This window comes from Aristophania sp. ESL1100 (assembly GCF_058511235.1).
The window spans coordinates 1,976,752-1,999,978 of record NZ_CP196394.1 but is presented as its reverse complement, the minus strand read 5'-3'; the positions used below and the strand labels follow the sequence as shown (position 1 = coordinate 1,999,978).

Below are 23,227 nucleotides of genomic sequence, written 5' to 3'. Positions count from 1 at the left end.
AAATGAGTCAGCATATTGCCACCGCTCCCGAAGGATTAATCCTTTCTCCGGCGCCCAAAGTGGCCCTTATCGTCAGCCGTTTTAATACAGACGTAACAGGCGGCTTAAAAGCCGGCGCCCTCGCCTGGCTGGAAGAACACGGCATCACTGATAGTGACTGCTATGACGCTCCGGGAGCATTCGAGCTGCCGCTCATGGCACAAAAACTCGCCAGAACGAAAAAATATGAAGGGATTATCTGCCTTGGCTGTGTTATTAAAGGCGACACAGCTCATTTCGAGTTTATTTCTCTAGGAGCCACGATCGGCATTATGCAGGCCCAGTTAACGACAGAAACCCCCATTTCCTTCGGTATTCTGACGACTTATACCGATGAACAGGCAGTCGTCCGATCACGCGACAATGCCGAAAATAAAGGACGCGAAGCAGCCGCAGCATGCGTGGAGAGTATTTCTTTTGTGAGAACTGCCGCTAATCCTATCTTGTTATAAAATAAGAAAAACATTAGGTTCCAACAGCATAGCCAGAATTAAACCATTTCGGAATCGGAATAACATATTAATGACCGAATTGTCAGTTTACCTTTCATCTAAAGACGAACAATCACTCACGAAAGGTGATATATTTTATACTATACCTTCTGAATGGTTAAAAAATGAACGTGAAAAAGTTCCTGACCTATTCCAACTTTTGAATAAAAAAGAGAACTATTTACTGGACTTATATGCCATATGGAAAAATGATCTAAGTGATTTTGTAGGGTATTCACATAGTGAGTGTTATTTCTCTTTCTCTTCCGGGCCTGACGCACTGGATGCGTCAATGGTTCAGATCGGCGCAAGAGAGATTCATCTTAATAAATGGCGTAAAGACCAGGTAATAAAATTATGTTCCAACACATATAATAGATGCGCCTTCATACCACGATTTTCTAAAATAAAAGATGTATTTGCACTTGATTCTTCTAAAACGATTGAAGATATTTATTACTCACGAACAAACAATAAAAAACACATTTGTGATCTAAGCACTTTCATAAATGAAAATTACAAACAATATTATGATTCCACAGATTATATATTAAAAAATGATATTTTACTATCATGGAAAATATTTTTATTTGATAAACAGACCTTCCATGATTTTTGTTCTTTTATATTTAGCGTTATAAATTTTTATATTAAAAAATATAGCCCGGAAGAACTACAGCAGATAGATTTTAAGCTAATATTCATAATTGTTATGTCTATATATGGAAAATACCTATCGAATATAGACGGAATTAACTGTAACTATTTACCCGTATCTGCAAAAGAAGAAACATATTTCTCATTTAAAGAGTCAAAGAAAATTGTTTCATCAATTATACGGAAAGAAAAAACATATTCTATTTCTCCTGCTAAAAAAAATCTTTACGGTGAAAAGATTAATCTAACGATGTCGTTTGATGATAACTATGCTCCCCATGCCTGCGCAGTTATCAACTCCCTTTTAGCACACACTCAAAATGCCAAAGATATTGATCTTTACATCATTCACGGGAGAAATTTGTCACAACATAAAATCGAAGAATTAAAGAGTATCTATAAAAACAGGATAAACCTTATATTTAAGGTGATCAACAACAAATGTGTCAAGGACCTTCCTCTTGATATAGGATATATCTCAGAAATTACTTATTACCGTCTTTTCTTGCAGGATATCATTCCTTCGTCAGTAAAGAGAATTATTTATCTCGATACAGACATTATCATATGTGACGATATTGTAGATCTTTGGAATATGGACCTGAAAAACCATGTTATAGCCGGCATTAAAGATCTAGGGCATATCAAGAAAACTCTTTATGCAGGAGGGCGCCCCGATAGTATTTATGTTAATGCAGGTATCCTATTACTCGATATTGAATTGGCACAAAAACGATATGGCCGGTTATCCCAGCATTTCCTTGATGTTTTTGAGAAAAATAAAGGAAAAATAAGATGTCAGGATCAGGATATCATTAATCTGGCATTTCGCGATGACATATTAGCCCTACCTCTAAGATGGAATTTCATGTTCTATCTTGTCTCATATGGTCCAAGAGCTAACGATTCTAGAATCGAAGGAGACAGAGTATACACCTTGGAAGAATTCTCAGAAGCCGTCTATAATCTAGCTATATTTCATTTCCTCAGTTGCAGGAAACCATGGAAATTAGGCACTATAACGCCCTTTAAGGAGCTCTATTGGCATTACAGATCTCAAACGCCAAATTTTAGACCTACCTTATTGGAACGGTTCTGCCGCTGGAATAACTATGTCGTTTTTCGAGGCGGCTTTCTATGCATCTTCTTTAACGACAATGTCTATAACTTCCCCATAAGACCGCTTTGGACAAGACTCAAAAAGAGATTACGTCTCAACTAAGTTAAAACTTCCTGTAAATAAATGTCGGGGCTGGCTTAGTCTGGTCAGCCTCTTTAAGAGCTTCCAAAATGATATTATGGTGCGGTGATAAACTACAAACCGGGTCTGTATTACTAGCCTTGCCAGTCAGGGCTAGTGCTTGACAGCGGCAGCCACCCCAGTCAATTTCCTTACGTTCGCAGGAGGAACAAGGTTCCGGCATCCAGTCTGTTCCACGAAATAACGTGAAGGCATGCCCATTTTCCCAGATTTCTCTGAGCGGTTTTTCTTCTACATTATCAAAAACAAGTTCAGGAATTGTCTCAGCCGCATGGCAAGGGAGAACGCGGCCGGAAGGACTGATGTTCAGAAAACGCCGTCCCCATCCACCCATGCAGGGTTTTGGCCGGTCTGCGTAGTAATCAGGCGTGACATAATCAATCGCCAGGCCGCCTTTTTCCCTCTCTGCATCAACAAATTTCTGGGCTGCGTCAAGCTGTGCTTTGCTGGGAAGCAGGGCAGCCCTGTTTTGAAGAGCCCAGCCATAATATTGCGTATGTGCCATTTCCACACGGATCGCCCCAAGCTCACGAGCCAAGGCAAACATGGCAGGCATACGCTCAATATTGCCTTTATGAAGCACAAAATTCAACGTTAAAGGCAAGCCGGCTTCACGGATACGGCGTGCCGCCTCCAACTTACGCGGCTGAACATGTTTAAAGCCACTAAGCCGGTCGGCCTCTTCCGGCATGACATCCTGAAAAGACAGCTGCACATGGTCAAGCCCTGCTTCATCAAGGGCTTTCATGGCCTCATCTGTCAGGAAGACACCCGAGGTAATAAGGTTCGTATAAAGGTTCAAACTGCGAGCATACGCAATCAGTTCACAAAGATCAGGCCTAGCCATGGGCTCACCGCCTGAAAAATGAACCTGTAAAATACCGAGCTCGGCTGCTTCTCTTAAAACCCGCTTCCAGCTTTCCGTCGGAAGTTCCTGCGATTTACGCTCAAGCTCTAACGGGTTGGAACAATAAGGGCAGGAAAGGGGACAACGATGGGTAATTTCCGCAAGGAGGCTCATCGGGGGAGCCTCTTTTGCAGAAGGAATGAAGGGCGTTGTCATAAAATAAGCACACCTTTACCTTGAAGATCCGAAAGAAGCGCCAACACGTCGCGTGCTATAAGATCCCGATCTGCCTTATAGCGCCCGGCCAAATCTTCAATGATCGCACCAACATTACGACTGCCATCAATAAGACTGAGAATTGCTGCCGCAATGTCATCAATAATAAAGGCTTTTTCAGGAGCCTGAATCAACCAGAGCTGACGCACTTTATCATGTTGAAGCCGGTGCCCACGGGCAAATTTAAGACAGCAATTTTCAGTTAACATAATGATTGAACAGCGTTATTTCGGCACAAAGGCCCCTGGAGGAATATGACCTTCACTATAGGCATGTTCAAGAGCATCCAGCAGCTCCCACAAAATGGAACATTTGAACTCAAGCGCATGCAGGACTTCCTGTTGCTGCTCAATCGTTTTGGCATGTTCCTTGACATAAGCCAGGGCAAATTTTGAATCACGCGGAGCCTGCGTCAGACGCGGGGCAAAATAAGCCATCGTCTCTTCGGAGATAAAGTCATAATTCTTGAGCATCCCCTCCATTCGCTCCCCGATAATGGTAGGCGAAAAGAGCTCTGTCAGAGAAGAGGCGATGGCTGCCAGAATAGACCGGTCCCTCACGAAGGCAACATAGGCATCCACCGCAAAACGGGTGGCAGGCAGAAGCCCTTTCAGACTGATCACATAATCACGATCCAGCCCCAACCCATCGGTCAGTTTGAGCCAGCGGGCAATCCCCCCTGTATTAGGCTCTGTGCCATCATGATCCTCAATACGGTGGCGCCATTCGCGACGAAGGTCCGGGGTAGGGAGGCGCGCAAGTAACAAGGCATCCTTTACAGGGATCATCGCCTGATAATAATAGCGGTTCAAAGCCCATGCTTGAAGCTGTGCCTTTGTCAGCTTCCCGGCATACATAGCTTTATGAAGTGGATGCTGGCGGTGGTAACGCTCCGCCCCAATTTTGCGTAATGCGGCTTCAAGTTCATCAGGCGTAAGAAGTGTGCTCATGCGGCCCCCAACTGAAATGTCATGCCATCTTCGGCAACGGTCCAGCCCGCTTCTTCAGCAATCCGACGTTCCGGGCTGTCTTCAAGTAAAATCGGATTAGAATTATTGATATGGATAAAGACTTTTTTAGTTTTTGAACAGGGAGCAAAATTGCGCAGCGGCCCATCACCGCCATTAACGGAAACATGCCCCATTCTATGTCCGGTTTTGGGACTAAGCCCCGCTTTAATCATCTCATCATCCTGCCATAATGTCCCATCAAAGAAGAGCAGGTCTGCTTGTTGAGCCCGGTTTAAAAGATCCGGCGTAATCTCGGCACATCCTGGAACAAAAAGAAGTGTTTTCTGACCATCTGAAATCGATAATCCCAGGGAATCATCAGGCTTTGTGCCTGCTTTTTCAGCGTAAAGTGGCGCTTTACCGGGCACCGTAAAGGCCTCAAGCGTCAAGCCGGAAGGACGGCCATCTTTCAGCAGAAGAGGAATTGTCTGGAATAAAGGCAGGCTCTCGCGCTTTACAATGTCGCGATCAAGAGCCTCGAACACGGGATTCGCATCCAGCTGCGCCATCGTCGAGCGGCTCCCCATAAGGGTAAAAGGCTCTCTTTCACGCATGGTTAAAAGACCCGTAACGGAATCAATCTCGGCATTACTGAGAATAACACCTTGAATCGGCGTCCCGCGTAAGGAACCTTTATGCTGCAAGGCTGGCGTTGTGAGGATCTGTTGCCTCAGATCAGGTGATGCATTGAGTAAAAACCAGTGTTCTCCGTCAGCACTCACCGCCACAGAGGCCTGCGTCCGGGCCTTGGCCCCTTGCCCTGCGCGCGCTTTCAGGCACCCGGGAGCCGCCGAATTCCACTGCGGAAACCCGCCTCCCGCAGACGCTCCAAGAACAATCGCTTTCAACATCAGCTCAACACCTTTTACCAGGTCACAAAATTACCCTGTCTATAAAAGAAAACGGCTGCTCCGGGGAGCAGCCGTTCCCCCAATTAGACAGGGGCATTATTATTTTTTTTCACCGCAGACGTAAGAATTGATTTCTCCGCCCAGGGGAATTTCTGTGACTTTAGGTGTATTCCAGGCCATGTGTGCCTCCTTGATCAATTTCCAAAGTCTCAACGTCCAAGACTTCGATTCCTTAACGTAACCCTATTTAATCTTTTAGAAAAATAAAAAAAGCTCAGCTATGAACATAAAGCCTTACACACTATTGTGATTTGTTACAAAAGAGAGCTCTAACCACCTGTTATCAGGGACAAAGCCGGTTAATCAAAAGGAATGATACAGTTTATGACACACGCTGAAAGACGGGGGGTCTGTCTCGTCATCTCCGCCCCTTCCGGAGCCGGCAAATCAACGATCGCCCAGGCTTTAAGAGCAACGGATTCCCATCTTTTCACCTCTGTTTCCGTAACAACACGTGCCCCACGCCCCGGAGAAGAAGAAGGGACTCACTATTATTTCCGTACACTTGAGCAGTTCCGTGAAATGGCCGCCAATGACGAGCTTCTAGAATGGGCTGAGGTTTTCGGCCGTGGCTATGGCACACCCCGCGCTCCGCTGGAAGCGGCATTAAGCGAAGGGAAAGACGTCATTCTTGATATTGACTGGCAGGGCTATCGCCAGATGAAAACAGCGCTCCCGCAGGATGTTGTCGGCCTTTTTGTCATGCCACCATCGCTTGAGGAACTTGAGGCACGCCTTAAAGGGCGCCAATCTGACAGCGAAGCAGAAATTGCAAAAAGAATGGAAGCAGCCACTGCTGAAATGTCTCACTGGTCAGAATTTGACTATGTGCTGGTCAATGAATCACTTGAAAAAGCGATCCATCAGGCACGATCAATTCTTGAAGCGGCTCGCCTGACAACAGGGCGCTGTTCTTTCTGACGTTATACGGAAACATCATTCTGAGCATTTTACAGCTCTGACTCCTCTTGTCAGGGTCAGGATATGCAGCAATAGTCTTTAAAGTTTGATGAATCTTTTCGACATCAGGAGCTTTTCATGACTGACAGGCAGAGCATGCCGCTGATTCTCGCCCTTCCTAAAGGGCGTATTCTCAAAGCATTACGCCCTGTCCTGTCTCATACAGGGCTGGAGCCAGCCCCTGACTGCCTGGATGAAAGCAGCCGTCGCCTCCGTTTCCCCACAGCCAGCAAAAATATTGACGTCGTCCGTGTCCGCTCTTTTGATGTTGCCACTTTTGTTGCCTATGGCGGGGCCGATATCGGAGTCTGCGGTGCTGATGTCCTGATGGAGTTTGACTATCCCGACCTTTATGCCCCTTTGGACCTGGGCATTGGAGGCTGCCGCATCTCTGTTGCCCGCCTGAAAAGAAAAACCTCTGAAGAGGAGGCGCCTGAAGGGCGGTCCCGCCTGAGAGTCGCAACGAAATACCCTACCATCGCCCGTCGTCACTTTGCTTCGCGCGCTGTGAATGCCGAGATTGTGCATCTTCACGGTGCTATGGAGCTGGCGCCTGCTCTTGATATGGCTGACGTTATTGTCGATCTGGTCGATACCGGCTCCACGTTGAAAGCCAACGGGCTGGAAGAAATTGAGACCGTTGCCCATGTGACAAGTCGGTTGATTGTCAATCGCGTAGCCCTGAAAACCCGACCGGAAGAAATCAGCACCCTGATCGAACAGTTCCGTCAGGCCCTTGCGTCTCTGTCATAATCAGACAATCTTCAGATAAGGACACCTCTCTGTTATGAAACGTCTTGATACAAAAACAGAAAATTTCGCTCTTTCTTTTCAGAAAATTCTGGCTGATCGGGGTGAGGAAACACAGTCCGTTGCAGAGCCGGTCAGAACCATTCTGGCTGACATCCGAAAAAGAGGGGACGTCGCCTTATGCGACTATACCACGCGCTTTGATCATTTCCCTCTGACCGTTGAAACAATCCGGGTCACACCACAGGAAATCAGCCAAAGTGCCGCCCAGGTTGCCCCGGAAACAAAAGAAGCCCTGAAACTTGCCGCACGGCGGATCAAGGCCTTTCATCAGGCACAAATGCCCCGTGACCTGGACTATGTCGACGAAGATGGTGTGCGGTTGGGCATGAGATGGACGCCTCTGGACGCAGTGGGACTTTACGTTCCGGGTGGAAAAGCGGCTTATCCCTCATCGGTTCTGATGAATGCCATGCCTGCACGGGTTGCCGGTGTGAAGCGCCTGGCCATGTGCGTGCCCACTCCCGGAGGAATCTTAAACCCCCTGGTGATGGCCGCAGCCCAGCTTTGCGAAATTGACGAAGTTTACCGTATTGGGGGGGCACAGGCTGTCGGCGCCATGGCCTATGGCACGCAGACCATCGCTCCAGTGGACCGGATTGTCGGACCGGGCAATGCTTATGTTGCAGAGGCCAAAAGACAGGTCTTTGGTCATGTCGGAATTGACAGTATTGCCGGCCCTTCAGAGGTTGTGATCGTCGCAGATGACCACAACGACCCCCATCTTGTCGCGATTGATCTCCTCGCCCAGGCTGAGCATGATGAGCAGGCCCAGGCTATTCTGGTCACAACAGAAGCCGCTTTTGCCGATCTGGTGGAAGAGGCAGTGGAACATGCTCTTAAAACCCTCAAACGGGCTTCCATTGCCCGCCAGAGCTGGGACCGGCATGGCGCCATCATTACCGTCCGCAATGATGATGAAGCTTCTGAAATCGTCAATGCACTGGCCCCGGAACATCTGGAACTGCTGCTTGATAATCCCCGAGCCTTCAGCAAAAAAATACGCCATGCCGGTGCTATTTTCATGGGGCGTTTCTGTCCTGAAGCGTTAGGGGACTATGTTGGCGGCCCCAATCATGTTCTCCCCACCAGTAGAACAGCCCGCTTTGCTTCCGGCCTCTCCGTTTTTGACTTCCTGAAGCGCACGACCTCAATCGAAACTGATGAAAACGGGTTGAAAGCCATTGGTCCAGCGGGTGTCACACTTGCACTTGAAGAAGGATTGGAGGCTCATGCTCTCAGTCTTTCAGAGCGATTGAAGCTTTTCGGGAACTAATGATGTCTCTCCTGATAAGACATCAGGAGAGATAAAAATATTTCTGCTATTGCGTAATATAGCGTGCTTTCAATTCTGTGGATTATTCAGCCTGATTCCCACAATAAAAAACGCTATCCTTACTTAAAGAGGGGCCTTGTTTATTGAATCCGGGCTTATGAGAGTGGTCCTGACAACGTTTGGATCATTACCGACTTCCCGAATCGTTTTCCTGACAAAACCGGGCATTCCGAGTCGTTAAAGACATGTTGTCCCCTTGAAAAAATCAAGAACCATTTGGTTAAAAATAACCGGTTTTTCAACATGAAGCCAATGATTGGTATCTGGCAGGGTGTTGATTTCAGCCTTGGGGAAAAGTTTGTGGATAAGATTGTAATGTTGTGGTTGAATATAAGGGGAATTGCCGCCTTTTATAAAAAGGGCAGGTCCATCCCAATGGGCTGACAAAAGGGTGTCAGGCCAGGCTTCTATCTCATCAATACTTCTGACAATTTCATTAAATCCTATCTCCCATTGAGCAGGCGTGCCTGGCACAATGTTCTGCCCCACCAGTGCAGAAACGTCTTCACTGCCACAATAAGGGAGAAGGAAGTTTCTTATTTCCGACCTGTTTTTCAGATCAGGCAGTTTGAGCTGCGAAAGCGATTTTACAAGAGTTCCGCTGCCATGAGACGTAAGAACAGGGGCTATATCAGCCACACAAAGTTTCTTCACACGTTCCGGGGCCAGAAGGGCAAGAGCCATGGCAACCTTACCGCCCATGGAATGCCCGAAAAAAGAGGCTTTGGAAATTCCGAGCCGATCCAGCGTTTCAAGAACATCCTGGACCATATCGGGATAGGTTATCATCCCATGGGGGCTAGTGCCATGAGACCGCAAATCCATAGTAATGGCATGGAAAGAAGGATTAAGGGCTCTCTGCAACATCCCCAGGTTACGCCCCCTCCCCAAAAGACCATGGAGGAGAATAACGGGTTCTTTCTGATTATCGTCGGAATTATGAAAATTTGAACAAGACAAGTACATAACACTTCTTTAACAATTTATCTTTTTGAGTTTTTCTAATATAATTGTTATTCGTTTCATAAAGATCTGATGGTCTTTTATCCACAATTATCCGTGATATGATGGAAGTGTGCCCTGAATCTCATGAAAATTGATTATCTGGTAACAAGTTTTGATGGTGGTGGCGCGGAGTTTGCCATACTCCCTGTTGTAAAACTATTCACTAAAATGGGACATGACGTCAGAATCATTGCCTGTGAAGCAGGGGACCGGCTGGCTGAACATCGCCTCCAGGAAGCAGGTTTTTCCACTCACGCATTTTCCGAAACACGCGATCCTAAATTCAAACATGTCATAAGATATATAAAATATATCAAACAGAACGGATCGTCAGACATCATCCTTACCTCTTTAACGAGAGCAAGCAACGTCGGGTCTATTGTTGGAAAATTACTGGGAATTCCCGTTGTCAGCTGGAAACATAGTGCCACGCTGAAAAGCTCAACAAAATTGTGGAAATCACTTAGTAAACTCTGGATAGCGGATTCTTACGCCGTGAAAGATTTTGTTCAGAAAGTTATGAAAGTTCCTCCATCAGAGACTCTTGTCTGGCCACTTTTTTACTGCAATGCTGAAAAAATTTCCCGTCCTTCATGGGACCTGGATAGAACACTTAGAATTGGCAGTATTGGGCGCCTCCATCCGCAAAAGAATTATTCTTCGCTCCTTAAGGGTATTTCCCTCTTCAGAAATCGTTATCCGCACTATGCCCATAGGATATCTGTCTCAATTCTGGGAGACGGGCCGGAAAAAAATAATTTACAGGCACTCATTGAAGATCTTGGTTTAAATGAGTGTGTTACGCTTCTGGGTTACTCTCCAGATGTTTATAACTACCTGAAAGATATAGACCTTTACGCACAACCCTCTCTTTACGAGGGAATGTGCCTGGCTACCCATGAAGCATTATCGACGGGACTACCCTTATTAGCCACGCCTGTAGGAGAAATAAAAACCAGCCTGGAACAGAATACAGGGTTTGTATTGGAAGGGGATATTCCAGAAGCTATTTGTGCAACTTTGAAAACTATTTTCGATACCCCTTCCATACTGGAAGAGAAGGGCACAAACGCTTTGAATTATATGCATAAATACTATAGCGAGGAAAGTTTCGAAGCACACGGATGCGAGGTGCTTAAACGTATGCAGGCTTTACTGCCTTCTAACGTTACATAAAAATTTACACCTTACGGCCATACAAATAAGCCTGAAACTGCCAACATACGCATTATAAAATCCAGGTTGGCAGAAGGCTCTGATCTCCCATAGAGAGGCCTGCGTCCCCCCCCCGGTCACATCAGCTACCAGATATCGAAAGACGCCGCTCCCGGAACAACGCTCTGATACGATATAAATCAGAACGAAAAATACTCATTTTCAAAAACCTTCTATATCACGATGCTGATTGGTGTTATATTCAGGAAGCCTATTTTAACCGCACGACCTGATAAAGGAAAATCCAAGCATCGTGTCCGTGTCTAAAATGCCAACGCTTTCTGTGATCAGAAAAACTTTGGAAACCGGTTGCGCGGCTGAAGTTATGAGCTATGCCTCCCTTACGTAACAAAATTCGTGTCAGGTACTACGTCCCTTTTGCTTTGCGTGTTTTTATCAGACAAAGTGAAATAGGTCTGACGTTACTTGCAGCCCTTATCGGGGCATTGGGAGGCGTCTGCGTTCTTATTATAACGCATATAACACTTCTGGCTCATGCCCTTTTTTATGGACTGGATAATGGGGGACGGCTTTCAGGCCTTACCTCGCTCCCTCTCTGGCGATGTCTGGTTGTTCTGGGCGTTGGCGGCATTCTGGTTGGGCTTTTCGGGCTCTGGGTCAGAACATTCCTGAAAAGGCATCTTGTTGACCCTATTGAGGCCAATGCCCTTCATGGTGGCAAGATGTCTGTGCGCGATAGCCTTATCGTGGTCTCACAAACCCTTCTTTCAAACGGCTTCGGCGCCTCCATCGGGCTGGAAGCAGGCTTTACACAAATTGCAGCTTCCCTGGGATCGGCACTGGGGCAGGCGTTCCGCGTTCGGCGGGAAGACCTTCGCATTTTGGTTGGAGCAGGGGCTGCCGGTGCCATTGGCTCTGCCTTTGATGCCCCCATTGCCGGGGCTTTTTACGCTTTTGAGCTGGTCATCGGCACCTATTCCCTCGTCTCATTATGCCCTGTTGCCATTGCCTCAATTACAGGATTGGCCGTCGTCAATTCATGTGGGGGACTCCATAATGATGTAAAGATCACGCCCCTGCCTCCCATAGAATGGCATGATCTGACGGGCATTATAGTCCTTGGGGTTCTCTGCGCCCTTATTGCCATTCTAATTATGTACAGCGTCACGCAAAGTGAAGCCCTGTTTAAACGAATACCCGGCCCGCAATGGACGAAACCTCTCTGGGGAGGACTGGCTGTTGGCTCTCTGGCTGCCTGGAGCCCGTCAGTCCTTTCTTCAGGGCATGAAGCCCTGCGCCTCCTTCTTGAAGGGCAGAATTTTTCCCTCATAGCACTGCTTCTGTTGCTCGCCAAAGCTCTTGCCTCCACCCTTTCTATCGGCTCAGGTTTCAGAGGGGGGCTGTTTTTCGCCTCTCTCTATCTCGGCTCTCTGGCCGGGACAGGCTTCGGACTTGTTCTGACACCTTATGGGCTTGCCCCTCATAACATAACCTTATGTGCCCTCATCGGTATGGAAGCGATGGCTGTGGCCATTATCGGTGCGCCTTTAACGATTATGAGCATTACTCTGGAAATGACCGGGCAAATTCCTGTCGTTCCAGCCCTGATCCTGGCTGCCATTCTCTCGCTTCTGACAACGAGGCGGCTCTTTGGCTATAGCTTTGCCACCTGGCGTTTTCATCTGCGCGGTGAATCAATCCGGTCGGCTATTGATGTCGGCTGTATCAGATCCCTGACCGTTCAAAGCCTGATGCGTGTGACGATCCGCAGCCTTCATCCCTCTGTGACGGTCTCACAGGCACAAAAGCTCTTTCCTCTGGGAAGTGGGCACAGAATTATCGTGATTGATGAAGCGGGCCGGTATCAGGGAATGGTTTCCATTACGGACCTTCACGCCTGTCAGGAGGGAGATAAGACGGTCAATGAGCTGGCCGGATGGAAAGAGGCCATGCTGACACCACAGATGAACATCAAGGAAGCGGCTTCCTTATTTACCAGATATGAGGTGGATGCCCTGGCCGTTGTGGAGGACCTGATGTCCCGCGTTGTTGTTGGGCAGCTTGGTGAGGCTTACACATTAAGGCGTTATGCCGCAGAACTGGAACGCTCCCGCCGGGAACTGGCTGGAGAAGACCGGTTTTCTGTCTGAATAACGCATGAAAAGGGTTGTGCTTCCCTTAATGGAAGCGCACCCTGCACCAAAAGGAGACTGAAACAAGGAATGAACAAAAATGTCTGACACTTCCAAAATAAATGATGTCGAAGCACGTCTTCATCAGCTCCAGATCACGCTGCCACAGGCGGCAGCTCCTGTAGCGAATTACGTGCCTGCCCTTATAACGGGGCATCACCTGGTCATTTCAGGGCAATTACCCCTTCATGAAGGTGCCTTGCTGATAAAGGGCAAGCTGGGCGGTGAAGTGACAGAAGAAGACGGCATGAGCTGTGCACGGGCGTGCTTTCTCAATATTCTAGCACAGGCTAAAGCTGCTCTGGGGGGCGACCTATCCCGCATCAAACAGGTTGTCCGGATAGGGGGATTTGTTGCCTGCACGCCGGGATTTGAAAATCATGCCCGCATTATCAATGGTGCGTCTGATCTTGCGGTCGAGCTGTTTGGTGAACGCGGCAGACATGCCCGGGCTGCTGTCGGCGTGATTTCTCTGCCTTTAAATGCACCTGTAGAGGTGGAAGCCCTCTTTGAAATCGTTTGAAACATACCTATTTTATTTAACGTAGTGGATATTACCAGATCATGACCGATACACTTCCTGACCGCCTTTCCATTTATCCTGACAGCCCTTATTTCAATGAAGCTATTTTAGATAAGGGGATTGGAGTACGTTTTAAAGGCGTCGAAAAAACCAACGTTGAGGAATATTGCGTAAGCGAAGGCTGGATTCGCGTTTCAGTGGGGCGTACGTTGGACCGGAATGGTCGCCCCATGACCATGAAATTATCTGGCCCCGTAGAAGTCTGGTTTAAAGAACAACAGCAGGACTAGGAGGAACAGGATTATGACAGACACTCCCTATGCAGACCGTTATTCCGTAGTCATCGTTGGAGGAGGGGCCGCCGGCATCAGTGTCGCAGCTCGTCTGAGACGTGCCCGACCGGAATTAACGATTGCACTCATTGAGCCATCTTCCACCCATTGTTACCAACCTGGATGGACGCTGGTAGGGGCAGGTGTCATGCCCCTCGTTGATACCTTTAAACAGGAAGGGGGGTTAATCCCTGAAGGCGTTACCTGGATCCGTGACCGGGTAACTTCCTTCCAGCCTGATGCCATGACTGTCACGCTTGAAAGCGGTGCCACTGTGGAATATCGGCGCCTGGTCGTGTGCCCGGGTATTCAGCTGAATTGGGGAGCCATTAAAGGGTTGAAGGAAACTTTGGGCTGCAATGGTGTTGCCTCAAACTACCACAGGGATGGCGCTGCCTATATGTGGGAGTGTGTGCGTAATTTCAGTGGCGGGACAGCCCTCTTCACACAACCTGTTATGCCGATTAAATGCGCCGGAGCGCCGCAGAAAGCCGTTTATCTTTCCTGCGATCATTGGCGCCGTGAAGGGGTATTGCACCGCATAAAACCCCATTTCTGCATGGCTGGCGCCAAACTTTTCGGCGTTGATTATTATGTGCCGTCTCTTCAGAAAATGATCGACTATTATGGTGTTGAAGTTGATTATAAAGAGAATCTGATCGCTATTGACGGCCCAAGAAAAGAAGCGACGTTCCAGATCGTCGGAACGGATGAGACGATCGTCCGTCCCTTTGACATGATTCATGTCGTACCGCCACAATCTGCCCCTGATTTTGTTCGCAACAGTCCGCTCGCCAATGAGGCAGGATGGCTGGATGTTGACCCAACCACAATGCAGCACAAGAAATATAAAACAATCTTCGGGCTGGGAGATGCTGCGGGGACATCCAACGCCAAAACGGCTGCTGCCGTGCGTGAGCAGGCCCCGGTTGTGGTTAAAAACCTTCTCAAATCCTTTGCAGGTGAACCTCTGGACGGTGCCTATGACGGCTATGGCGCCTGCCCGCTGACAGTCTCTTATGGCAAGGTCGTTCTGGCTGAATTTTTATATGGGGGGAAAGTGGTTTCCAGCCTCCATTATGACCAGCGTAAACCAAGCCGCTTTGCCTGGCTTTTCAAAACGAAAATATTCCCTCGGCTGTACTGGTATGGCATGTTAAAGGGGATCGATCCTCAGGTCAGTCACAAAGTGATTGATACAACCAGGTCTTAAAGATTTTGTTGTGAATGCTGATATAAAAAAGTCCCGTTATCCTGACGGGGCTTTTTTTATGGGACATATTCGGGAGGAATGAAAACGTTATGGAAAAACCTGACCGCTCCCATAAACCTGCTTCATCCACGGTCTTTGTTCCCGGGCAGAATTCCTCCAACCTGAAACGCTTTCTGGCATTTACCGGCCCGGGCTATCTGGTCGCGGTCGGTTATATGGACCCCGGTAACTGGGCTACGGACATTCAGGGAGGGGCCCAATTTGGCTACACACTCCTCTTTGTCATTCTCCTGTCCAATATCATGGCGGTTCTGCTTCAGGCTCTCGCCGCGCGGCTGGGCATTGCAACAGGGAAGGACCTTGCGCAGGCCTGTCGGGAGTGGTCTCCATCATGGCTCAATCTCTTCCTCTGGCTGGCATGTGAATTGGCCATTATTGCCTGCGAGATCGCAGAGGTCATCGGCACAGCCATTGCGTTGAATCTGCTTTTTGGCCTCCCTTTACTGGCAGGGGCCATCATTTCAGTCCTTGATACGTTTCTGATCCTCCTTCTTATGAAGCTTGGATTCAGGGCACTGGAAGCTTTCGTCATCACACTTCTGGTGATTATCGGAGCGTGTTTTACGATTCAGCTAATTATGTCAGCGCCCTCTATGAAGGCCATTCTGGATGGTTTTATGCCGTCCACCGCCATCATAACAAACCCTGCCATGCTTTATATCGCGATCGGGATCGTCGGGGCGACGGTTATGCCCCATAATCTTTATCTTCATTCATCGCTCGTGCAGACACGCGCCTATGACCGAACGCCCACAGGGAAAAGAGAGGCCATACGCTGGGCAACATGGGATGGTACGATTGCGCTCACCTTCGCGCTGGGCATAAATGCCGCGATCCTGATCGTCTCTGCCGCAGCTTTTCATAACACCGCGCATCAGGATATTGCTGATATCAGCGATGCCTGGCGCCTATTATCTCCTGTGCTGGGTTATGGAGTGGCGTCCACACTTTTTGCCATCGCCCTCCTTGCTGCCGGGACAAATTCCACTGTTACAGGGACGCTGGCAGGGCAGATTATCATGGAAGGTTTTTTGCAGATGCGCATGCCCTATTGGGCAAGGCGTTTATTAACCCGCGGTCTGGCGCTTCTCCCCGTGATAGGGGTGATTATGGTTTATGGCCCAGGAAAGGCGAATTCTTTGCTGGTGTTCAGCCAGATTATTTTATCCATGCAACTACCTTTTGCCGTTATCCCTCTTATTCTTTTCGTCAGCAGTAAAAAGAAAATGGGAGATTTTGCTCTCTCTCCTTTCCGGGCTGGGCTTGCCTGGTTTGTTGCAGCCTTGATCGTCATATTGAATATCAAACTTCTCATTGATACCGTAACGTAAGCACAGACATAAAAAAGGGGAGATGCCCATCGGCACCTCCCTTTTATCTTCAGTCGAAGTCTGACCCTGATCTTACTGAGCCAGCAGGGCCGTCAGGCGACGGGAGAAACTGGCCGGATCAGGCAGGGACTCTCCTTCCTGAACGCGTGCAAGATCAAGCAATACAGGAGCGTAATCGGCGATGGATTCCCCGGCTTCAACCCGTTCTGCCAGACGGCGGATAAGAGGATGGCGCGGGTTTAATTCCAACACGGGCGGCATGGGCGGGAAGTCCTGCCCGGAACGACGCAAAAGCCGCTGCATCGCAAGATCCGGGCCGCCTTCAGAGGCCAGCACAACAGCACTCCCTGTCAGGCGGTCTGTAGCACGGACGTCTTTGACGCTGTCTCCCAAAGCCTCTTTCAAAGCAGGAAGAAGTTTTTCCGTTTCTGCAGCTTCACCCTGATCTTTCAGTTCTGACGCAAATTTTTCCAGATCGTTGGACGCATGAGAAACCGATTTAAGAACCTTATCCTTGTAGGAATGAAGGCGGTCAGGCCAGAAACTATCAACAGGATCGGTCAGAAGCAGCACCTCAATCCCGCGCGCCTTGAACCCCTCCAGCTGGGCTGACGCTTTCAGCGCCACCAGAGAATCACCCACCAGATAGTAAATGGCTTCCTGCTCCGGCTTCATACGGCTGATATAGTCATCCAGCGTAGTCAGGTTATCATCATGCGTTGTGTTGAAAAGGGCAATCTCTGCCACTTCCTGACGGTGTTCGGAATCTTCCCACAATCCTTCCTTGATGACAGGGCCGAAATTATTCCAGAAATTTCTGAACCCTTCATCATTTTCCTTTGCACGGGATTTGATCTCGTTAAGCACACGGCGGGTAACGGCTTTGCGGATCCGGGCCAGTACAGGAGTTGATTGCAACATTTCACGTGAAACATTGAGCGGAAGGTCATCTGTATCAACAACACCCTGCACAAAACGCATCCATCCCGGCACAAGCTTTGCTTCATCGGTAATGAACATACGTTTTACATGAAGGTGGATATGACTTTCACGGTCCTGCTGCTCCATAAAGTCAAATGGCCGTGCGCCTGGCAGGAAGAGCAGGGACGTAAATTCAACCGTACCTTCAGCATGCCAATGCAAGGTCGCATAAGGCTCATCAAACGCATGAGCGATATGATGATAAAACTCCTTATATTGCTCTTCTGTGATGTCTGATTTTGGACGCAGCCAGAGCGCTTTGCCCTCATTGACGGTCTGCTCCTCGGTCGTGCCGTCCTCTTTGGTTTCGCGCAGCATGACAGGCCAGGAAATATGATCGGCCCATTTGCGGATAATCGCCCGCAGACGGTGTGGATCCAGAAATTCTTCGGCATCATCCTTCATGTAAAGGATAATTTCTGTGCCAGCCTTATCCCGCTTTGCGCTGGAAAGGCTGTAAGACCCTTTCCCGTCAGAGCTCCACAGGAACGCATCTTCTGTTCCGGCTTTACGGGAAATCACATCAACTTTATCTGCCACCATAAAGGCTGAATAAAACCCGACCCCGAACTGGCCGATCAGGCTTGGGCGTTCTTCAGGCTTTGCGTGGCTTAATTTCTCTCCAAAAGCCTTTGTTCCGGAGCGCGCAATAGTTCCCAGATTCTGGACCAGTTCTTCACGGTCCATACCCAACCCATCATCTGAAATGCTGAGCGTCTTTGTCGCTTTGTCAGGGGTGATGGTGATATGAGGATTCTCAGGCAGAGCAAGAGCTGGCTGTGTTAAGGCCTCAAAGCGCCTTTTATCCATGGCATCAGCCGCGTTGGCGACCAGCTCACGTAAAAATATTTCCCGGTCCGAATAAAGGGAGTGCACAACCAGATCGAGCAGGCGGCCAACCTCTGCGCTGAATTGATGCTGCTCCCCCTGTGAAAATTGTGTTGTTGAGGTGTTGGTATCACTCATTCTTCTTCTAGTCCCTTATAATGATATCCAGAATGTAAGGCCTTAATAAAAACTCCAGCCCCTGGTTATCGTTAAAGATGGGCTGGAGTTTCCGGTTTTAAAAGAGGGCAGAAAATCTCAAAAGGTTCGGGGACGCTTTTTATGCCCCTATTCCCAGAGACGTCCCTTCATCGACCACAATGGCAGCGCCATGAAGGGCACGTGCCCCCTCACTGGAGAGGAAGGCAACAACTTCCGCAATATCTTCAGGTTTTGAGAAAGCCCTTTTGCTGGGATTGCCCTCCGCAATAGACCGCAAAACCCCGGCCTGAGCGGGATCATTAATCAATTTGTCATGCATGGCTGTTTCAACACGCCCGGGCTCAACAGCGTTGATATTGATCCCCATGGGACCTAATTCCAGAGCCAGAGTGCGCGTCAGAGCCGTTACGGCTGCCTTGCTGGCGCAATAGCCTGAATAAGTGGCGAAGCTGTAAAAAGAACAGATGGAGGACAATGCCACGATCTTGCTTCCGGGGTGATTGGAATCACCTTTTTTCAGAATGGGCAGGGCCGCATGAATGATGTTCCACATACCATTCACATTAACAGCCATCATGCGCTCAAACGCCTGAGTGGAATCACCTGCCAGAGGCGTATCAAAAAAGACGCCAGCGCCATGGACGAGCACATCAAGCTCAATCTGCTCTGACTGGAGTGTTTTCATCAGGTTTTTTACGTCTGATTCCTGAACGATATTGACCCCATAGCTTTTGACCCATGGCTTGTCTTTTCTGGCATGATGAACTGCGGAAACCGTGTTGACTGCCTCTGAATAATCTTTTGCAGGATTACTGCCTACTAAAATGACATTATAATTCAGAGAGGCAAACTTGCAGGCAATGGCCAGACCGATTCCTGAAGTACCACCCGTTATAAGAGCTGTTTTTACAATCGACATTTAAGATCACTCACAAAATCAGTTTCTATCACTTGATCCTTATACACTGTGCTTCAACGCGACAGAGAGTTTTATCTCACTAATTTTATGTAAACTCTGCAACAACAGGGCACTTCTATAAAATTGACATAATTACTGAATAAAATGTGAACTCCATTGAATATATTCTGTCAGCATCTCCAGGGAGAGGCCCTTTTGTATATCGAAATCCTGTCCCTCTATATTGAAGGACTGATAAGCACCCACTATGCCGAGACGCTGGAAGCCTTGCTGACACAGGAACCAGGCGTTGTGGGCGTAGAAACGGCCCTGTCTGATAAACGCATCAATATCCGTTATGACGAGGCCCAGACCTCGACGAGGACACTCTGCCAGCTTCTTGAAAAAGCAGGTTATGACCCTTTGATTCTCGATCAATAACGTTAACAGGCTGGAAAAAAACTTTATCCAGAGGTAAAGATAGGCTGCTAAGCTTATGGATAAATTTTTTTCTTCCCGATTTTCCCGTAAAAAAAGAGATCCGCAACTGAAAAATCCTCCTCCTAAAAAAGCGCGCTTTATTCACGGAAGTATTTTTCGCCACGTTGTGGTCATGGCCAGCACTGGTGCCATCGGATTGATGGCAGTGTTTGCGGTTGATCTTCTTAATTATTTCTACATATCCCACCTTCATGACTCTTCACTGACGGCAGCGATTGCCTTTGCCAGTTCCATAAGTTTCGTTCAGGTTTCTGTAGGGCTGGGCATGTCTATTGGCCTGGGTGCCTATACAGGGCGGCTCATCGGGGCGCATAAACATCACCGTGCCAGAAATATGGCTTCAGCCTTTCTGGTCATTATGGTGGGGATCACCCTGCTCCTCGGTCTGCTGACGGCTGTTTGCGCTCCTTATTTCCTGAAACTTCTCGGCGCGCGGGGAGAAACTCTTGGGCAGGCAACCTGCTTTTTGCATATTATTTCGCCCGCCCTGCCTCTCATCTGCCTCGGAATGGCGCTTTCATCGCTTCTCCGCGCTGTGGGAGATGCCAGACGCTCCATGAATGTGACACTTATCGGCGCCATTGCCACGGCTATTTTAGACCCGATTTTGATTTTTGGTTTTCATCTCGGGCTGGAAGGCGCTGCCATCAGCACAGTTTTATCCCGGTTGGCCATTACGTTAAGCGGGTTTTTCAATCTGCGCCATCACGACATGCTTTCCTGGCCAAAATTGTCACTTATTCCAATTGCCACACGTAAAATTGCCCCCATCGCCCTACCGGCCATCGGCACAAATCTGGCCACCCCTGTCGGGGCCCTTTTTGCAACCCACGCCATGGCCCGTTTCGGGCTGGATGCCATTTCGGGGCAGGCTGTGATTGACCGCCTTGTGCCGGTTTCTTTTGCTTTTGTCTTCGCACTCACTGGTTCAGTCGGCCCGATCATGGCCCAAAATCTCGGAGCTCATCAGATTGACCGTGTGAAAGAAACCTTTCTTTGCGCCCTGAAGCTGACGGCTCTTTGCGTCCTGATTGCCTGGATTGTGTTTGCGAGCTGCAACACCCTTATACTGAAAATTTTTCACGTTCAGGGCGTTGGTATTGAACTGGTCAGGCTGTTCTGTTTTTTCATTGTGACCAGCTATATGTTTGTCGGACTGCTGTTTGTGTCCAATACAGCCTTTAACAATCTGAATTATCCCCTTTATTCGACCGCCTTTAATTGGGGACGTGCCACTTTGGGCACCATCCCCTTTGTGACGATCGGTGCCGCCTATGGGCCGAAAGGGGTTATGATCGGGCAGGCACTCGGAGTCGTCATTTTCGGGTCATTAGCCATGATGACGGCCTTAGGGGTCATTCGCTCTCTTGAGAAAACAAATCCTCGTAAAATGCCAGCTCCCGCTGCAAGGTCTCCGCTATAACTGCGGGTGATCTGAAACCGTGCCCCTCTCCCGGGAAGCGATAAAAGGCCGCCTTCTTCATCTTCTTTGCCAATGTTTCTGCCAGTTCCAAAGGCACGACACTATCCTGCTCTCCGTGGAAGAACAGAACAGGCTGTGTCAGTTTTTCCGGCCAGTTTATGGGAGAGCGTTCTTTATAAAGCGCTTCGGCCTCCGGCAGCGGGCCGATCAGACTATCAAAATAATGCGCCTCAAAACGGTGCGTCTGCTCCACCAGCCCCAATAAATCGGTCACGCCATAAAGAACGGTTCCTGCTCTGAACAGATCTGAAAAAGCCAGAGCAGAAAGCACGGTCAGGCCACCCGCGCTACTCCCGCGAATTACGCAGCAATGGGGATCCACTTTCCCTTGATCAATCAGGGATTTTACAGCCAGGCAGCAATCCTGGACGTCAGCAACACCCCACTGCCCCTTCAAAGCATCTCTATACGTTCTGCCAAAACCGGTTGACCCACGATAATTGACATCCAGCACGGCAAAACCCCGTGACGTCCACCATTGCACTTTAAAGGAAAATTCCGGTCGTGCCTGCCCGGTGGGGCCACCATGAACCAGAACCACCAGGGGAGGCGGCATTTTTACAGGGAAACAGTTTTTCCCCTCTGCTGGCGGGTAAAAAAAGCCTCTGACAGGATGAGCATGATCTACCCCTGTAAAAGTCAGGTTCTGAGGTCTGGCAATATCCTCTTTTGTGATCGTGGCTGGCAGCTCCCAGGCCAGACGAAAACGCTCATAGTCCCCCGTTAAAGACCCGAAGGCCAAAGCAGGGGGCGCGTCTTCCGGGACATCAATCCAGCAATAACATCCTTTTTCAGCCAAAGGTGAAGGCACCATTTCAGGGCGTGCCTGACTGGGCACATCCTGCCATCCTTTCTGGTCCTCATAACGTAACAGGCAACCAACACCCTCTCTTATGCCACGAGCCAGAAGAGACCCGTCCTCTTCAATAATGTAGGATGATTGCCCGAACACCCAGAGAGGCAGACCAATTTCACAATGCGCTGAAGGAAGCGTGTGACAGACCCATTCTTCACCATCCCACTCATAAAAAATCGGGGACCAGAAACGATCTGTCTCATCTTTATCGCGCGTCTGATCTGATAAAATATAAAGGCGATTTTGATACCATTGAGGCTCTATAAAACTCACAGCCTCTTTTGAACCGGAATGATTATGTCCTGTGAACTGCCATTTCTGCCCAGTCTTCAATGACAGGATGCAAAATTGAGTCTCATCCCAGGGCATTGATGGATTCTGCCATTCAACCCAGGCAAGAAACTGCCCATTAGAAGACAAACACGGAGAGGCGTAAAAATCACTCCCCTTTGAAACAACCTGGCTGCCATTTCCCAGACTTATTGAAAGAATGACCGAGCTTTCAAACCCACGGCTCTGACATTCCCTAACGCAGGTGATTTCATCTTTATATGGATGAAAGCAAAAACCGCCATAATGATAGACAAGCCCTTCACGCATTTGGGAATCGTTCCATTGCTGCGTTACAACCCCATTCAGGCAGGACCAGATGCCCCCCTTTTTTCTATCGGTAAAAACCACTTCCCAGCCAGAAGCGTTCTTGCGAACCGTCCAGGCTCCTCCGCCATATTCATGCAGTCTTGTCCCCACATCATAGTCTGCTTCTATCATATCATGGCAGGCAGCCTGCGGATCTCTCATTACGATAACAGAACGACCAGTTTCCTCTGGCCTGCGTTCAAGCCAGAAGCAATAATCACCTCTTGTTTTGACTTCACTGAACTGGCGGGTTTTACGTGTCATTAATGACGTATCAACCCAGGAACTCTTCAAAGGGATCATCTTTGGACCTTCTGACATAAAACGAAACAAGGTTATCTCACCGTAAGCATTACATCGCCTGGGCAGAAACCATGAGAGAGATATCACCTAAGATATAGCGGACATGCTGATTTTGTCACACAGGCTTATCTCACTCACAGAATTTCTGT

Annotated in this window: 22 protein-coding genes; 13 read left to right on the top strand and 9 right to left on the bottom strand. The window is 48.6% G+C overall.

The features are described 5' to 3' along the window. Positions 1 to 2 precede the first annotated feature (2 nt). Entirely contained in the window at positions 3 to 491 is a 489-nt protein-coding gene (gene ribH / locus ACSYSY_RS09120) for a 6,7-dimethyl-8-ribityllumazine synthase (protein WP_491707246.1), read from the top strand. A 70-nt stretch (positions 492 to 561) separates the two neighbouring features. Further along, a complete protein-coding gene (locus tag ACSYSY_RS09115; RefSeq protein WP_491707245.1) occupies positions 562 to 2,409 on the top strand; it encodes a glycosyltransferase in 1,848 nt (615 codons plus the stop codon). A 1-nt stretch (position 2,410) separates the two neighbouring features. On the opposite strand, the gene pqqE is transcribed toward ACSYSY_RS09115, so the two are convergent. The 5 genes from pqqE to pqqA all read right to left on the bottom strand — a co-directional run bounded on the left by pqqE (position 2,411) and on the right by pqqA (position 5,612). Next, positions 2,411 to 3,511: a pyrroloquinoline quinone biosynthesis protein PqqE gene (gene pqqE, locus ACSYSY_RS09110; RefSeq protein WP_491707244.1), complete on the bottom strand. Its 1,101-nt coding sequence runs from the start codon at positions 3,509 to 3,511 to the stop codon at positions 2,411 to 2,413. Next, positions 3,508 to 3,780: a pyrroloquinoline quinone biosynthesis peptide chaperone PqqD gene (gene pqqD / locus ACSYSY_RS09105; protein ID WP_491707243.1), complete on the bottom strand. Its 273-nt coding sequence runs from the start codon at positions 3,778 to 3,780 to the stop codon at positions 3,508 to 3,510. Before pqqD ends, pqqE begins: the two co-directional genes overlap by 4 nt. Positions 3,781 to 3,795: 15 nt before the next feature. After that, the gene (gene pqqC / locus ACSYSY_RS09100; protein WP_491707242.1) at positions 3,796 to 4,521 is read right to left on the bottom strand and encodes a pyrroloquinoline-quinone synthase PqqC; all 726 of its coding nucleotides are present in this window, start codon (positions 4,519 to 4,521) and stop codon (positions 3,796 to 3,798) included. Further along, positions 4,518 to 5,432, bottom strand: coding sequence for a pyrroloquinoline quinone biosynthesis protein PqqB (gene pqqB, locus ACSYSY_RS09095; RefSeq protein WP_491707241.1), 915 nt, complete (start codon positions 5,430 to 5,432; stop codon positions 4,518 to 4,520). Before pqqB ends, pqqC begins: the two co-directional genes overlap by 4 nt. Before the next feature lie 99 nt (positions 5,433 to 5,531). After that, entirely contained in the window at positions 5,532 to 5,612 is an 81-nt protein-coding gene (gene pqqA / locus ACSYSY_RS09090; protein ID WP_043559425.1) for a pyrroloquinoline quinone precursor peptide PqqA, read from the bottom strand. Between the two features lie 204 nt (positions 5,613 to 5,816). On the opposite strand from pqqA, the gene gmk reads away from it, so the two are divergent. The 3 genes from gmk (at position 5,817) to hisD (ending at position 8,538) form a co-directional block, all read left to right on the top strand. Continuing rightward, positions 5,817 to 6,413, top strand: coding sequence for a guanylate kinase (gene gmk, locus ACSYSY_RS09085; RefSeq protein WP_491707240.1), 597 nt, complete (start codon positions 5,817 to 5,819; stop codon positions 6,411 to 6,413). A gap of 117 nt (positions 6,414 to 6,530) precedes the next feature. Continuing rightward, positions 6,531 to 7,205, top strand: coding sequence for an ATP phosphoribosyltransferase (gene hisG, locus ACSYSY_RS09080; protein WP_491707239.1), 675 nt, complete (start codon positions 6,531 to 6,533; stop codon positions 7,203 to 7,205). A gap of 34 nt (positions 7,206 to 7,239) precedes the next feature. Next, complete coding sequence (gene hisD, locus ACSYSY_RS09075; protein ID WP_491707238.1) at positions 7,240 to 8,538, top strand: histidinol dehydrogenase; 1,299 nt, start codon at positions 7,240 to 7,242, stop codon at positions 8,536 to 8,538. A gap of 237 nt (positions 8,539 to 8,775) precedes the next feature. Here the strand turns inward: hisD and ACSYSY_RS09070 are convergent, their stop codons facing one another. Next, positions 8,776 to 9,564, bottom strand: coding sequence for an alpha/beta fold hydrolase (locus ACSYSY_RS09070; RefSeq protein WP_491707237.1), 789 nt, complete (start codon positions 9,562 to 9,564; stop codon positions 8,776 to 8,778). A gap of 123 nt (positions 9,565 to 9,687) precedes the next feature. Here ACSYSY_RS09070 and ACSYSY_RS09065 point away from each other — a divergent pair, with 123 nt between their 5' ends. The 6 genes from ACSYSY_RS09065 to ACSYSY_RS09040 all read left to right on the top strand — a co-directional run bounded on the left by ACSYSY_RS09065 (position 9,688) and on the right by ACSYSY_RS09040 (position 16,430). After that, positions 9,688 to 10,779 (top strand): glycosyltransferase, encoded by a 1,092-nt coding sequence (locus tag ACSYSY_RS09065; RefSeq protein WP_491707236.1) that lies wholly within the window; start codon positions 9,688 to 9,690, stop codon positions 10,777 to 10,779. Positions 10,780 to 11,150: 371 nt separating this feature from the next. Continuing rightward, positions 11,151 to 12,929, top strand: coding sequence for a chloride channel protein (locus ACSYSY_RS09060; RefSeq protein ID WP_491707235.1), 1,779 nt, complete (start codon positions 11,151 to 11,153; stop codon positions 12,927 to 12,929). 82 nt (positions 12,930 to 13,011) lie between these two features. After that, complete coding sequence (locus tag ACSYSY_RS09055; protein WP_491707234.1) at positions 13,012 to 13,494, top strand: RidA family protein; 483 nt, start codon at positions 13,012 to 13,014, stop codon at positions 13,492 to 13,494. Positions 13,495 to 13,535: 41 nt separating this feature from the next. Continuing rightward, the gene (locus ACSYSY_RS09050) at positions 13,536 to 13,784 is read left to right on the top strand and encodes a DUF3297 family protein (protein ID WP_491707233.1); all 249 of its coding nucleotides are present in this window, start codon (positions 13,536 to 13,538) and stop codon (positions 13,782 to 13,784) included. A 13-nt stretch (positions 13,785 to 13,797) separates the two neighbouring features. Beyond that, on the top strand, positions 13,798 to 15,039 hold the full coding sequence (locus ACSYSY_RS09045; protein ID WP_491707232.1) for an NAD(P)/FAD-dependent oxidoreductase: 1,242 nt from the start codon (positions 13,798 to 13,800) through the stop codon (positions 15,037 to 15,039). A gap of 89 nt (positions 15,040 to 15,128) precedes the next feature. After that, positions 15,129 to 16,430: an Nramp family divalent metal transporter gene (locus ACSYSY_RS09040; protein WP_491707231.1), complete on the top strand. Its 1,302-nt coding sequence runs from the start codon at positions 15,129 to 15,131 to the stop codon at positions 16,428 to 16,430. Positions 16,431 to 16,502: 72 nt separating this feature from the next. On the opposite strand, the gene htpG is transcribed toward ACSYSY_RS09040, so the two are convergent. Both htpG and ACSYSY_RS09030 read right to left on the bottom strand, forming a co-directional pair. Beyond that, positions 16,503 to 18,377 carry a molecular chaperone HtpG gene (gene htpG, locus ACSYSY_RS09035; RefSeq protein ID WP_491707230.1) on the bottom strand — a complete coding sequence of 625 codons (1,875 nt, stop codon included), beginning with the start codon at positions 18,375 to 18,377 and terminating at the stop codon, positions 16,503 to 16,505. Positions 18,378 to 18,516: 139 nt separating this feature from the next. Continuing rightward, positions 18,517 to 19,317, bottom strand: a complete 801-nt coding sequence (locus ACSYSY_RS09030) for an SDR family NAD(P)-dependent oxidoreductase (protein WP_491707229.1) — start codon at positions 19,315 to 19,317, stop codon at positions 18,517 to 18,519. Positions 19,318 to 19,512: 195 nt separating this feature from the next. Between ACSYSY_RS09030 and ACSYSY_RS09025 the strand changes: the two genes are divergently transcribed. Both ACSYSY_RS09025 and ACSYSY_RS09020 read left to right on the top strand, forming a co-directional pair. Beyond that, a complete protein-coding gene (locus ACSYSY_RS09025) occupies positions 19,513 to 19,737 on the top strand; it encodes a cation transporter (RefSeq protein WP_491707228.1) in 225 nt (74 codons plus the stop codon). 172 nt (positions 19,738 to 19,909) lie between these two features. Further along, positions 19,910 to 21,220 carry an MATE family efflux transporter gene (locus ACSYSY_RS09020; RefSeq protein WP_491708267.1) on the top strand — a complete coding sequence of 437 codons (1,311 nt, stop codon included), beginning with the start codon at positions 19,910 to 19,912 and terminating at the stop codon, positions 21,218 to 21,220. Here the strand turns inward: ACSYSY_RS09020 and ACSYSY_RS09015 are convergent. After that, complete coding sequence (locus ACSYSY_RS09015) at positions 21,153 to 23,078, bottom strand: alpha/beta hydrolase family protein (RefSeq protein WP_491707227.1); 1,926 nt, start codon at positions 23,076 to 23,078, stop codon at positions 21,153 to 21,155. The genes ACSYSY_RS09020 and ACSYSY_RS09015 overlap by 68 nt on opposite strands. Between the last annotated feature and the right edge of the window lie 149 nt (positions 23,079 to 23,227).